This window comes from Kitasatospora sp. NPDC058478 (assembly GCF_042720345.1).
Lineage (GTDB): Bacteria > Actinomycetota > Actinomycetes > Streptomycetales > Streptomycetaceae > Kitasatospora.
This window is the reverse complement of record NZ_JBHXML010000012.1, coordinates 127,407-139,910: the sequence shown is the minus strand read 5'-3', so window position 1 is coordinate 139,910 and position 12,504 is coordinate 127,407. Positions and strand designations below refer to the sequence as shown.

15 protein-coding genes and 1 pseudogene are annotated in these 12,504 nt (G+C 69.0%); all 16 read right to left on the bottom strand.

What is annotated here, in order from left to right; genetic code table 11:
* Nucleotides 1-94: pseudogene (locus ACFWPT_RS09750) on the bottom strand (polyketide cyclase /reductase); the annotation flags it as partial.
* 29 nt (nt 95-123) lie between these two features.
* Nucleotides 124-1,488 carry a phosphoglucosamine mutase gene (gene glmM / locus ACFWPT_RS09745; RefSeq protein WP_063348982.1) on the bottom strand — a complete coding sequence of 455 codons (1,365 nt, stop codon included), beginning with the start codon at nt 1,486-1,488 and terminating at the stop codon, nt 124-126.
* 165 nt (nt 1,489-1,653) lie between these two features.
* The gene (gene rpsI, locus ACFWPT_RS09740; protein ID WP_107452914.1) at nt 1,654-2,184 is read right to left on the bottom strand and encodes a 30S ribosomal protein S9; all 531 of its coding nucleotides are present in this window, start codon (nt 2,182-2,184) and stop codon (nt 1,654-1,656) included.
* 33 nt (nt 2,185-2,217) lie between these two features.
* Nucleotides 2,218-2,661, bottom strand: coding sequence for a 50S ribosomal protein L13 (gene rplM, locus ACFWPT_RS09735; protein ID WP_063348980.1), 444 nt, complete (start codon nt 2,659-2,661; stop codon nt 2,218-2,220).
* 235 nt (nt 2,662-2,896) lie between these two features.
* Nucleotides 2,897-4,555, bottom strand: a complete 1,659-nt coding sequence (locus tag ACFWPT_RS09730) for an ABC-F family ATP-binding cassette domain-containing protein (protein ID WP_380369539.1) — start codon at nt 4,553-4,555, stop codon at nt 2,897-2,899.
* Between the two features lie 41 nt (nt 4,556-4,596).
* Complete coding sequence (gene truA / locus ACFWPT_RS09725) at nt 4,597-5,508, bottom strand: tRNA pseudouridine(38-40) synthase TruA (RefSeq protein ID WP_380369541.1); 912 nt, start codon at nt 5,506-5,508, stop codon at nt 4,597-4,599.
* A 76-nt stretch (nt 5,509-5,584) separates the two neighbouring features.
* Entirely contained in the window at nt 5,585-6,058 is a 474-nt protein-coding gene (rplQ, locus tag ACFWPT_RS09720) for a 50S ribosomal protein L17 (protein WP_063348978.1), read from the bottom strand.
* A 127-nt stretch (nt 6,059-6,185) separates the two neighbouring features.
* On the bottom strand, nt 6,186-7,208 hold the full coding sequence (locus ACFWPT_RS09715; protein WP_030232516.1) for a DNA-directed RNA polymerase subunit alpha: 1,023 nt from the start codon (nt 7,206-7,208) through the stop codon (nt 6,186-6,188).
* Nucleotides 7,209-7,353: 145 nt separating this feature from the next.
* Nucleotides 7,354-7,761, bottom strand: coding sequence for a 30S ribosomal protein S11 (gene rpsK / locus ACFWPT_RS09710; RefSeq protein ID WP_030232513.1), 408 nt, complete (start codon nt 7,759-7,761; stop codon nt 7,354-7,356).
* A gap of 72 nt (nt 7,762-7,833) precedes the next feature.
* Nucleotides 7,834-8,214, bottom strand: coding sequence for a 30S ribosomal protein S13 (gene rpsM, locus ACFWPT_RS09705; RefSeq protein WP_363369306.1), 381 nt, complete (start codon nt 8,212-8,214; stop codon nt 7,834-7,836).
* Nucleotides 8,215-8,392: 178 nt separating this feature from the next.
* Entirely contained in the window at nt 8,393-8,506 is a 114-nt protein-coding gene (gene rpmJ, locus ACFWPT_RS09700; RefSeq protein ID WP_003956441.1) for a 50S ribosomal protein L36, read from the bottom strand.
* Nucleotides 8,507-8,538: 32 nt separating this feature from the next.
* Nucleotides 8,539-8,760 carry a translation initiation factor IF-1 gene (gene infA, locus ACFWPT_RS09695; protein WP_014047798.1) on the bottom strand — a complete coding sequence of 74 codons (222 nt, stop codon included), beginning with the start codon at nt 8,758-8,760 and terminating at the stop codon, nt 8,539-8,541.
* A gap of 205 nt (nt 8,761-8,965) precedes the next feature.
* The gene (mscL, locus tag ACFWPT_RS09690) at nt 8,966-9,391 is read right to left on the bottom strand and encodes a large conductance mechanosensitive channel protein MscL (RefSeq protein ID WP_380480779.1); all 426 of its coding nucleotides are present in this window, start codon (nt 9,389-9,391) and stop codon (nt 8,966-8,968) included.
* 152 nt (nt 9,392-9,543) lie between these two features.
* Complete coding sequence (gene map, locus ACFWPT_RS09685) at nt 9,544-10,383, bottom strand: type I methionyl aminopeptidase (RefSeq protein WP_063348975.1); 840 nt, start codon at nt 10,381-10,383, stop codon at nt 9,544-9,546.
* A 108-nt stretch (nt 10,384-10,491) separates the two neighbouring features.
* Entirely contained in the window at nt 10,492-11,145 is a 654-nt protein-coding gene (locus ACFWPT_RS09680) for an adenylate kinase (protein WP_380369547.1), read from the bottom strand.
* Entirely contained in the window at nt 11,145-12,455 is a 1,311-nt protein-coding gene (gene secY, locus ACFWPT_RS09675; RefSeq protein ID WP_063348973.1) for a preprotein translocase subunit SecY, read from the bottom strand. The genes ACFWPT_RS09680 and secY overlap by 1 nt, the downstream gene beginning before the upstream one ends.
* Nucleotides 12,456-12,504 lie beyond the last annotated feature (49 nt).

The following is a 12,504-nucleotide window of genomic DNA, read 5'->3' as shown; positions in this document are numbered from 1 at the left end:
TCTCCTCGGTGCTCACCCGGACGCCGCCCTTGACCCGGGTGAAGTTCCACACGTGGACGCCGTCGATGTGCAGCCCTTCGGCGTCGGCGGGGCCGCGGCGGGGCCCCTTCCGTCGTGCCGGGCTCAGCCCAGGTGCGTCCGCACGGCCTCGGCCAGCCGCTGCGCGACGGACTCGGCCTGCACCGGGTCGGCGGCCTCGACCATGACCCGGACCAGCGGCTCGGTGCCGGACGGGCGCAGCAGCACCCGGCCGGTGGAGCCCAGTTCGGCCTCGGCCTCGGCGACCGCGGCGGCCAGCTCGACGCTGGTGTTCACCCGGCTCTTGTCGACGCCCTTGACGTTGATCAGCTGCTGCGGCAGACGGGTCATCACGGCGGCCAGGTCGGCCAGCGGCTGCTTGGTGCTGGCCAGGCGGGCACCCAGCATGAGGCCGGTCAGGGTGCCGTCGCCGGTGGTGGCGTGGTCGAGCAGGATGACGTGGCCGGACTGCTCGCCGCCCAGCGCGAAGCCGTGCTCCTTCATCGCCTCCAGCACGTAGCGGTCGCCGACGGCGGTCTCCACCAGGTCGACGCCCTCGCGCTCCATCGCCAGCTTGAAGCCGAGGTTGGACATCACGGTGGCCACCGCGGTGTTGCGGCGCAGGGTGCCGGCGTCCTTCATGGCGACGGCCAGGATGGCGATGATCTGGTCGCCGTCCACCTCGTTGCCGTCGGCGTCGGCGGCCAGGCAGCGGTCGGCGTCGCCGTCGAGGGCGATGCCGAGGTCGGCGCGGTACTCCGTCATGGCGGCCTGCAGCCGGTCCAGGTGGGTGGAGCCGACGCCGTCGTTGATGTTGAGGCCGGTGGGCTCCGCCCCCAGGGTGTGGACGACCTCGGCACCGGCCCGGGCGAAGGCCTCGGGGGCGACGTAGGCGGCCGCGCCGTGGGCGCCGTCGATGACGACCTTGATGCCGTCGAGGCGGTTGGGCAGCACGCCGATCAGGTGGGCGACGTACTTGTCGAAGCCCTCGGTGTACTCGCGCACCCGGCCGACGGCGGCGCCGGTCGGCCGGTTCCAGTCCTCGCTGCCGAGCGTGTGCGTGCGGTAGTGGGCCTCGATCGCGTCCTCGATGCGGTCGTCCAGCTTGTGGCCGCCGCGGGCGAGGAACTTGATGCCGTTGTCGGGCATCGCGTTGTGGCTGGCGGAGAGCATCACGCCGAAGTCGGCGCCGAGCGCGCCGGTGAGGTACGCCACGGCCGGGGTCGGCAGCACGCCGACCCGGAGCACGTCGACGCCGGCGCTCGCCAGGCCGGCGATGACGGCGGCCTCCAGGAACTCGCCCGAGGCACGCGGGTCCCGACCGACCACCGCGACCGGCCGGTGGCCCTCGAAGGCGCCGGCCTCGCCGAGCACATGGGCCGCCGCGACCGACAGCCCGAGCGCGAGCTCGGCCGTCAGGCCCACGTTGGCCACCCCGCGCACGCCGTCCGTACCGAAGAGTCGTCCCACTGTCCCGTCCTCCATCACCACTGCTCGGAACCCAACCGATGGCACCCGGCCGCCGCACGATAGCCGGGGAACACGTCGCCCCGGAGTACACGTGGTACTCCGGGGCGACGGTTCGCGCAACCAGGGGGTGCGCCGCCAGGGCGGGCCGCACCCCCAGGGGCGCGATTAGCGCTTGCTGTACTGCGGCGCCTTGCGGGCCTTCTTGAGACCGGCCTTCTTGCGCTCGACGGCGCGGGCGTCACGGGTCAGGAAGCCGGCCTTCTTCAGCGCGCCGCGGTTGTTGTCCACGTCGGCCTCGTTCAGGGCACGGGCCACGCCGAGGCGCAGCGCGTAGGCCTGGCCGGAGACGCCGCCACCGGAGATGCGGGCGACGACGTCGTAACGGCCGTCAAGCTCGAGGAGCTTGAAGGGCTCGTTCACGGTCTGCTGGTGCACCTTGTTGGGGAAGTAGTTCTCCAGGGTGCGACCGTTGATCTTCCACTGGCCGGTGCCGGGGACGATGCGCACGCGGGCGATCGCCTCCTTGCGACGGCCGAGGCCGGCGCCCGGGATGGCCTCGCCGAAGCGGCCGGCCAGCGACTCGGAGGTGTACTCGCCCTCGGAGGTGTACTCGCCCTCGACAGCCTCAACGGCCTCGTCGAAGTCGACCTCAAGGGTCTCGGTGGTTTCAGTGGTCTCGGCCACGGTGTTCCTCAGCTCTTTTCAGTGTTGGGGGGCTTGGTGGCCGAATTACTGCGCGACCTGGGTGATCTCGAACGGCACCGGCTGCTGGGCAGCGTGCGGGTGCTGGTCGCCCGAGTAGACCTTCAGCTTCGAGAGCATCTGGCGGCCCAGGCTGTTCTTGGGGATCATGCCCTTGATGGCCTTCTCGACGGCCTTCTCCGGGTTGTTCGCCAGCAGGTCGTCGTAGCGCACCGACCGCAGACCACCCGGGAAGCCAGAGTGGCGGTAGGCCAGCTTCTGGGTCTTCTTGTTACCGGACAGGTGCACCTTGTCGGCGTTGATGATGATGACGAAGTCACCAGTGTCAACGTGCGGCGCGTAGATCGCCTTGTGCTTACCCCGGAGGAGGTTGGCGGCCTGGGAAGCCAGGCGGCCGAGCACGACGTCGTTCGCGTCGATGACGTGCCACTGACGCTGGACGTCGCCGGGCTTGGGGCTGTACGTACGCACGGTCGTATGCCTTCGCTTTTCAGTGAGTGAGTCCTGACAGGAGCACCTGGGACGGCAGAGCAGCCTGGTCAACCTTGGACGCAATTCAAGGGGGACCGCTGGTCGTCGAACCTGATGTCTCCGGCGTACCGACCTCTCACGTGAGATAGAGCGAGCCAATACGCACATCAAGCGTCCAGGTTACCGGGCGGGCGGGTGGGGGTCAAAAATCGGCTTCCCCCACCCCCGCCGTCACTCAGCGTTCGCGCTCCACCCGGCTGACGTCCCAGACCGGCTCGGGCGACTCGTAGACCCGGCCGTCGGCGCCGAACACCAGGTAGCGGTCGAAGGTCTTGGCGAACCAGCGGTCGTGGGTGACGCACAGCACGGTGCCGTCGAAGGCCTCCAGCCCGGCCTGCAGCGCCTCGGCGCTGTCCAGGTCCAGGTTGTCGGTCGGCTCGTCGAGCAACAGGGCCGTCACACCGGAGAGTTCGAGCTTGAGGATCATCAGCCGGGCCTGCTGCCCACCGGACAGCGACTCGAACTTCTGCTCCTCCTGCCGGTCCAGCTCGTAGCGGCGCAGCGCGCCCATCGCGGCGCTGCGGCTGAGCGCGTGCTCCTCCTCGACGATCGAGCGCACCGTCCGGCCGAACAGCTCCGGGTGGGCGTGGGTCTGCCGGAAGTGGCCGGGGACGACCCGGGCGCCGAGCTTCCAGGTGCCGGTGTGCGCGACGCTCGCGTCGCCCGCGAGCAGCCGCAGGAAGTGCGACTTGCCGGAGCCGTTGGAGCCGAGCACGCCGACCCGCTCGCCGTAGAACACCTCCAGGTCGAAGGGCTTCATCAGGCCGGTGAGCTCCAGCTGCTCCACGGTGAAGGAGCGCACGCCGGTCCGCCCGCCCTTGAGCCGCATGGTGATGCTCTGCTCGCGCGGGGGCTCCTCCGGGCGGCCGGCCTCCTCGAACTTCTTCAGCCGGGTCTGGGCGGCGGCGTAGCGGGTGGCGAGCGCGTGGCTGACGGAGGCCGCCTGGCGCAGGGTGACGACCAGCTTCTTGAGCTTGGCGTGTTCCTCGTCCCAGCGCCGGCCCAGCTCCTCGAAGCGCGCGAAGCGGTCCTTGCGGGCCTCGTGGAAGCTGTCGAAGCCGCCGCCGTGCACCCAGACACTGCTCCCGGCCGCGCCGGACTCGACGGCGATGATCTTGTCGGCTGCCTCGGAGAGCAGCTCGCGGTCGTGCGAGATGAACAGGACGGTCTTCGAGGTGGCCTTGAGGGCCTCCTCCAGCCAGCGCTTGCCCGGGACGTCCAGGTAGTTGTCGGGCTCGTCGAGCAGCAGCACCTCTTCGGGGCCGCGCAGCAGCGCCTCCAGGACGAGCCGCTTCTGCTCACCGCCCGAGAGGGTGTTCAGGCCGCGCCACTGGGCCTTGTCGAAGGGCATCCCGAGGGCCGCCATGGTGCAGACGTCCCAGTCGGTCTCGTAGTCGTAGCCGCCGACGTCGGCCCAGTCGGAGAGCGCCTGGGCGTAGGCCATCTGGGTCTTCTCGTCGTCCTGGGCGATCATCGCCAGTTCGGCGGCGTCCACCGCGCGGGCGGCGACGGCGATCCGCTCGGGGGCGACGGACACCAGCAGGTCGCGGACCGAGGCGTCCGGCGCCAGCGCGCCCGGGGTGGCCCGCTCGTCCTCGCGGCCGGTGGTGCCGACGAACTGGCGCATCACGCCGAGCCCGCCGCTGATCGTCACCGTGCCGCCGTGCGGCTGGAGGTCCCCCGCGATCATCCGCAGCAGGGTGGTCTTGCCGGCCCCGTTGGCGCCGACCAGGGCGACCGCGGCGCCCTCGCCGACCCGGAAGGACGCGTCGTCGAACAGCACCCGCCCGTCCGGCAGGTAGTACTCCAGGTGCGAAATCTCGACGTGTCCCATGCGGACGATTGTCCCAAGCCGACGCGCCCGGCCCAAACGGATTACCCGACGGGCGGCTGACCGGGCAGTGTGCGCAGCCGCCTGGCCTGGCGGTTCCGCTCGGCGAGCCGGTCGTCCGGCGGGTAGCCGACTTCCTCAAGGGTGAGCCCGTACGGCCGGATCACGTTGACGGCCGAGTTGCGGACCCCGCCGGCCAGCACCTCGCCGGGGAACTCCACCGGCCGGTGCCCGTCGCCGACCAGCAGCATCGCCCCGACCAGCGCCCGGACCATGTTGTGGCAGAACGCGTCGGCGCGGACGGTGGCGACCGCCAGCGAGCCCTCCTGGGCGGCGTAGGAGTCCACCGGGACGCGGTCCCAGTGCAGCTCCAGCAGGGTGCGGATGGTGGTGGCGCCCTCACGCTTCTTGCAGTACGCGGCGAAGTCGTGCTCGCCGAGCAGCAGCTTCGCGGCCTCGTTCATCCGGTCGACGTCCAGCGGGCGGTCGTGCCAGAGCACGTGCCCGCGCAGCAGCGGGTCGACCCCGCCGGGGTGGTCGGCGACCCGGTAGGCGTAGCGGCGCCAGATCGCCGAGAAGCGGGCGTCGAACCCGGCCGGCGCCTCGCCGACCCGGTAGATCCGGATGTCCCCGGGCAGCCGGCCGGCCAGCCGACGCATCAGCTTCTCGCGGTGCGCCTCCCACAGCTCGGCCGGCAGGTCGACGTGCGCGACCTGGCCGCGGGCGTGCACCCCGGCGTCGGTGCGCCCGGCCACGGTCAGCGGGAACAGCTCGGGGCTGCGGGTGACGATCTGCAGCGCGCTCTCGATCTCCTCCTGGACCGTCCGGCGGCCGCCGCGCTGGCGGGCCCAGCCGGAGAACTCGGCGCCCTGGTAGGCGAGATCGAGCCGGACCCGGACGCACCCGTCGGCCGGGCCGTCCTTCACCGGCGGCTGCTCGGCGCAATCGTTGACCACAATCCACTCCAGACAGAAGGAACGGGCCCGCTCCCCCACGGATGGGAGAGCGGGCCCGCGACCACACCTAGCGGTGTCAGGCCTGCTCGGCCTCGACGGCCTCGTCGGCCTTGGCCTCGACCTTGGCGTCGGCCTCCTTGACGGCGCGCTTGGTGGCGCCCTCGGCCTCGCCGACGGCGGTCTGCGCGACGGTCAGCGCCTCGACCAGCTCGATCACGGCCATCGGGGCGTTGTCGCCACGACGGGGACCGATCTTGGTGATACGGGTGTAACCACCCGGGCGGTTCTCGTAGCGCGGCGCGATCTCGGTGAAGAGGGTGTGCAGCACGGCGATGTCGGTGATCGTCTTGCGCACCAGGCGACGGTTGTGGATGTCGCCCTTCTTCGCCTTGGTGATCAGCTTCTCCGCCAGCGGGCGCATCCGACGGGCCTTGGCCTCGGTCGTGGTGATGCGGCCGTACTGGAACAGCTCCCGGCACAGACCGGCGAGCAGCAGCGGCTCGTGGTGCGGGCCGCCGCCGAGGCGGGCACCCTTGGTGGGACGCGGCATGGATGACTCCTTGAATCTCCGACTACGGCCGTATCAGGTACCGCAGCGGGCGTCCGGGCACTGTTGCCCGGACGACTTTCACGACGACGGGGGCGGTTCGGTGGAACCGCCCCCGCGGCCAAATCTCTTAGTACTGCTCGGTCTCGGCGTAACCCGCGTCGTCCAGGTCGTCGGCGCCGAAGGCGTCGGCGGCGGCGGTCGGGTCGAACCCGGGCGGGCTGTCCTTGAGGGCCAGGCCCATGCCGGCCAGCTTCGCCTTGACCTCGTCGATCGACTTCGCACCGAAGTTGCGGATGTCGAGCAGGTCGGCCTCGGAGCGGGCGACGAGCTCACCCACGGTGTGGATGCCCTCGCGCTTGAGGCAGTTGTAGGAGCGGACGGTGAGCTCCAGCTCCTCGATCGGCAGCGCCAGGTCGGCGGCCAGGGCGGCGTCCGTCGGGGACGGGCCCATGTCGATGCCCTCGGCGTCGATGTTCAGCTCGCGGGCGAGACCGAACAGCTCCACCAGGGTCTTGCCTGCCGAGGCCATGGCGTCACGCGGACGCATGGCGGGCTTGGTCTCGACGTCGACGATCAGCTTGTCGAAGTCGGTCCGCTGCTCGACACGGGTGGCCTCGACCTTGTAGGTGACCTTCAGCACGGGGCTGTAGATCGAGTCGACCGGGATGCGGCCGATCTCCTGGCCGGAGGCCTTGTTCTGGACGGCGGAGACGTAGCCGCGACCGCGCTCGACGGTCAGCTCCATCTCCAGCTTGCCCTTGCCGTTCAGCGTGGCGAGGACCAGCTCCGGGTTGTGCACCTCGACACCCGCCGGCGGGGCGATGTCGGCGGCGGTGACGACACCCGGGCCCTGCTTGCGCAGGTACATCACGACCGGCTCGTCGTGCTCCGAGGAGACGACCAGCTGCTTGATGTTGAGGATGAGGTCGGTCACGTCCTCCTTGACGCCCGGCACGGTGGTGAACTCGTGCAGGACGCCGTCGACGCGGATGCTGGTGACAGCGGCACCCGGGATCGACGACAGGAGCGTGCGGCGCAGGGAGTTGCCGAGGGTGTAGCCGAAGCCCGGCTCCAGCGGCTCGATCACGAACCGCGAGCGGAACTCGTCGACGACCTCTTCGGTCAGCGAGGGGCGCTGAGCGATAAGCATGGGGGGATTCCTCCAGTTGTCTTCGGCACCCACTATTTGATGCCGACAGGACCAAGCGTACGGGGTCCCGCGAACAGCGACGAATCACCGCGTGGGACCCCGTACGAAGGTTCAAAGCAGGTACTGCGAGCCCGAAGGCGCTGCGTCAGACGCGGCGGCGCTTCGGCGGACGGCAGCCGTTGTGCGGGGTGGGGGTGACGTCCTGGATCGAGCCGACCTCCAGGCCGGTGGCCTGGAGCGAGCGGATCGCGGTCTCGCGGCCGGAGCCCGGACCCTTGACGAAGACGTCAACCTTGCGCATGCCGTGCTCCTGCGCGCGACGGGCAGCGGCCTCGGCGGCCATCTGCGCGGCGAACGGGGTGGACTTGCGCGAGCCCTTGAAGCCGACGTGACCGGCGGAGGCCCAGGAGATCACGTTGCCCGCAGGGTCGGTGATCGAAACGATGGTGTTGTTGAACGTGCTCTTGATGTGCGCGTGGCCGTGAGCGACGTTCTTCTTTTCCTTGCGGCGGATCTTCTTCGCGCCGGCAGCCTGACGACCCTTGGGGGGCATAAGTCTGTTCTCCTACTGAGGTGGTCGGTCCGCTGACCCGCGGGCCGGAGGGATGTCCGGTTACGGGACGGACTACTTCTTGCCCGGCTTCTTCTTACCGGCGATCGCGCGACGCGGGCCCTTGCGGGTACGCGCGTTGGTGTGGGTGCGCTGACCGCGGACCGGCAGGCCGCGGCGGTGACGCAGACCCTCGTAGCAGCCGATCTCGACCTTGCGGCGGATGTCGGCGGCCACCTCACGGCGGAGGTCACCCTCGACCGTGTAGTTGGCGTCGAGGTACTGGCCCAGCTTGACGAGGTCTTCCTCGGAGATGTCGCGAACGCGGACATCCGGGTTGACACCGGTCTCGGCCAGGGTCTGCTGGGCGCGGGTACGGCCGATGCCGTACACGTAGGTAAGGGCGATCTCGATCCGCTTCTCACGGGGGAGATCAACGCCGGCGAGGCGTGCCATTCAAGGCTCCTGTATTTCTTCAGAGGTCTTGCGTGCTACCTACTCCTTCGCCTCTCGACGATGGAGCCCCGGCCTCTGACCGGGGGCGGCAGTCCGTCCCTTCACTGGGACGGATCGGGTAGCCCACTTATGACGTTTTCGCGTCGCGCGAAGTACTACGAGAAATGCTGGGGAGAGATCAGCCCTGGCGCTGCTTGTGGCGCAGGTTGTCGCAGATCACCATGACCCGGCCGTGGCGGCGGATCACCTTGCACTTGTCGCAGATCTTCTTGACGCTCGGCTTGACCTTCATGTTCAGGTTCTCCGGGTCTAGATCTGACGTTCTTACTTGTAGCGGTAGACGATCCGCCCGCGCGTGAGGTCGTAGGGGCTGAGCTCCACGACGACCCGGTCGTCCGGCAGGATGCGGATGTAGTGCATGCGCATCTTGCCACTGATGTGCGCGAGGACCTTGTGACCGTTCTGCAGCTCGACCCTGAACATCGCGTTCGGAAGAGACTCGATCACGGTGCCCTCGATCTCAATGGCGCCTTGCTTCTTAGCCATGAACTGCGAGATCCACCTTCCGGGACCGGCTACCGTATGCGGCACGCTCGTGCGAACCTGGGTTCACCCCGCCCCCGAAGGGAAGAGGGCGTGCTGAAGCACGCTACGAGTGAGCCGACGGTCCATCCTACGCCAGCGCGTCCGGTGGGCCAAAACGAGATCCCCCGAAGGCAGCCGTCGTGACGTTCCGGCTGGTCCCGGCGGGTCAGAACCCGGCGGTGACCTTCAGCGGCTCGACGTGGGCGGTGCAGGCCGCGCAGCGGCGGGCGGCCTCGGGGATCTCGGTCAGGCACTCGGGGCAGGGCCGCTTGGGGGTCTTCGGCTTCTTCGGCATGTACCGCGCGGTCGCCTTGGTGACCGGCAGCACGACGCAGAAGTACAGCACCGCCGCGGTCATCACGAAGGCGATCAGCACGTTGAGGAACTGGCCGTACGGGAACGTGACCCCGGCCACCGTCGCCTTGTACGAGCTGAAGTCGCCGGCCGCGCCGACCACGACGCCGACCAGCGGGGTGAGGAAGGCCGACACGAAGCCGGTCACCACGCCGGTGAACGCGGCGCCGATGACGACACCGACCGCCATGTCGACCACGTTGCCGCGCATCATGAAGTCGCGGAATCCCTTGAGCACTGCACTCTCCCGATCGATCGAAGCTGCTGAAGCCGCTACTGAAGCCACTGCCAGCCGATAAAAATAGGACAAAAGCCCTGGAGGTCCAAACCCCCAGGGCCCTGATCCGTTGTCAGCAGCGGAAGTTGGCCGCTCAGCCGACCGTCGTGAGACTAGCCGAGCGGGTCCGGGGCGGCGGTGATGCCCAGCTTCGCGAGCTCCGCCTTGCCGCCGTCGAAGGCCGTCAGGACCAGCGGGCCCTGCTCGGTGACGGCCACCGAGTGCTCCCAGTGCGAGGCCCAGGTGCCGTCGTTGGTGACGACCGTCCAGTCGTCCTCCAGCACGGCGGTGTGCGGGGTGCCCAGCGAGACCATCGGCTCGATCGCCAGGACGGTGCCGGGGATCAGCTTCGGGCCCTTGCCGCGGCCGCGCTCGACGTAGTTCAGCACGTGCGGCTCCATGTGCATCGCGGTGCCGATGCCGTGGCCGCCGTAGCCCTCGGTGATGCCCCACTTGCCCTTGGGGGGCAGCGGCTGGCGGCGGATGAAGCCCTCGATCGCCTTGGAGACGTCGACCAGGCGGTTGTTCTTCTTCATCTGGGCGATGCCGGCCCACATCGAGCCCTCGGTCACCCGGCTCAGCATCTCGACCTCGGGGCGGACCTCGCCGACCGCCACGGTGATCGCCGCGTCGCCGTGCCAGCCGTCCAGGATGGCGCCGCAGTCGATCGAGATGACGTCGCCCTCCTGGAGCACCCGGTCACCGGGGATGCCGTGCACGACCTCGTTGTTCACCGAGGCGCAGATCACCCCGGGGAACCACAGACCGCCGTGGTCGGCGCGGAAGTTGGAGGTCGCACCGTGGTCGGTGATGACCTTGTCCGCGATGTCGTTGAGCTCCTGGGTGGTCACCCCCGGGGCGACCGCCTCCCGGCAGGCCTTCAGCGCCTCGGCGACGACCAGCCCGGCCGCTCGCATCTTCGCGATCTGCTCGGGGGTCTTGATCTCCACCATCTGGTCACGCCTTCCACGTTCTGTTTGCCACTGCCTACCACCGTACGACGCCGTACGGCCGCGCCGCCCGGGATCGGGGAGCGCGGCCGTACGGCGTCGCCGGGAAACTCAGTTGTCCTGCTTCAGCGCCTCGATCGCGCGCCGGGTGACCTCGTCCACCTTGCCGAGGGCCGAGATGGTCGCCACCAGGCCCTGCTGGACGTAGTAGTCGATGATCGGCTCGGTCTCCGTGTGGTAGACCTCCAGCCGGGTGCGCACCTTGTCCTCGGTGTCGTCCGAGCGCTGGTACAACTCGCCGCCGCACTCGTCGCAGACGCCCGCGGCCTTCGGCGGGTTGTAGTCCACGTGGAAGACGTGGCCCCCGTCGTTGCGGCACAGGCGGCGGCCGGCGATCCGGCGGACCACCTCGTCCTCGGGGACCTCCAGGTCCAGCACGCCGTCCAGCTTGATCCCCTGCTCGGCGAGGAACTCGTCGAGCGCCTTGGCCTGGCCGAGGTTGCGGGGGAAGCCGTCGAGCAGGAAGCCGCCTGCGGCGTCCTCCTGGAGCATGCGGTCCTTGGCCATCCCGATGGTGACCTCATCCGGCACCAGGCGGCCCGCGTCCATGTAGCTCTTGGCCTCGAGCCCCAGCGGGGTGCCCTGACCGATGTTGGCGCGGAACAGGTCGCCGGTGGAGATGTGGGGAATGGACAGGGTCTTGGCGAGCAGGTGCGCCTGAGTACCCTTCCCGGCCCCGGGAGGACCAACGAGGACGATACGCATCAGCGGAGGAACCCTTCGTAATTGCGCTGCTGGAGCTGGCTCTCGATCTGCTTCACAGTTTCGAGTCCGACGCCGACGACGATGAGCACGCTGGTGCCGCCGAACGGGAAGTTGGTCTGCTGTCCGAAGGCGACCAGGGCGATCATCGGGATCAACGCGATCAGGCCCAGGTAGAGCGAACCCGGCCACGTGATTCGGGTCAGCACGTAGTTCAGGTACTCGGCCGTCGGTCGGCCGGCCCGGATGCCCGGGATGAAGCCACCATACTTCTTCATATTGTCGGCAACTTCTTCGGGGTTGAAGGAGATCGCGACGTAGAAGAAGGCGAAGAAGACGATCAGCAGGAAGTAGGTCGCCATGTAGATCGGGTGGTCGCCCTTGACGAAGTGCTGGGTGACCCACACCGCCCAGCCCGACTGGCTACCGGTCAGCTGGACCACCAGGGCCGGGATGTACAGCAGCGACGAGGCGAAGATGACCGGGATGACACCGGCCTGGTTCACCTTGAGCGGGATGTAGGTCGACGTGCCGCCGAACGCCCGCCGGCCGATCATCCGCTTCGCGTACTGCACCGGGATCCGGCGCTGGGCCTGCTCGACGAAGATGACCAGCATCACAACGATGATGCCGACCGCGACCACGGACAGGAACTCGACCCAGCCGCCACCGATGGTGCCGGAGCCCTTGATCGCCCACATCGAGGACGGGAACTGCGCGGCGATCGAGGTGAAGATCAGCAGCGACATGCCGTTGCCGATGCCGCGGTCCGTGATCAGCTCGCCCAGCCACATGATCACCGTGGTGCCGGCGGTCATCGTGATCACCATGACGGCGATCCGGAACACGCTCGTGTCCGGGACGATCTGGTTGCCCACCGGGCAGCCGGAGAACAGCGCGCCGCTGGAGGCCGTCGCCACGATGCCGGTGCCCTGGAGCACGGCGAGCGCGATGGTCAGGTAGCGGGTGTACTGGGTGATCTTCGTCTGGCCGGCCTGGCCCTCCTTCTTCAGCGCTTCCAGTCGCGGGATCACGACCGTGAGGAGCTGGAGGATGATGCTCGCGGTGATGTACGGCATGATGCCGAGCGCGAAGATCGTCAGCTGGAGGAGCGCGCCACCACTGAACAGGTTGACGAGCCCGAAGAGGCCGTTGTTCTTGGTGTCCTTCACACACTCGTTCACGGCCGTGAAGCTCACGCCGGGGATCGGAATGTGTGAGCCCAGGCGGAACAGCACCATGATGCCCAGCGTGAACAGCAGCTTCTTGCGCAGGTCGGGCGTCTGGAACGCCCGCGCGAACGCACTGAGCACGGTGCCTCCTGCGCCTCCCGCGCGTCGTCGGCGGGAGGGTCGGTCCTGA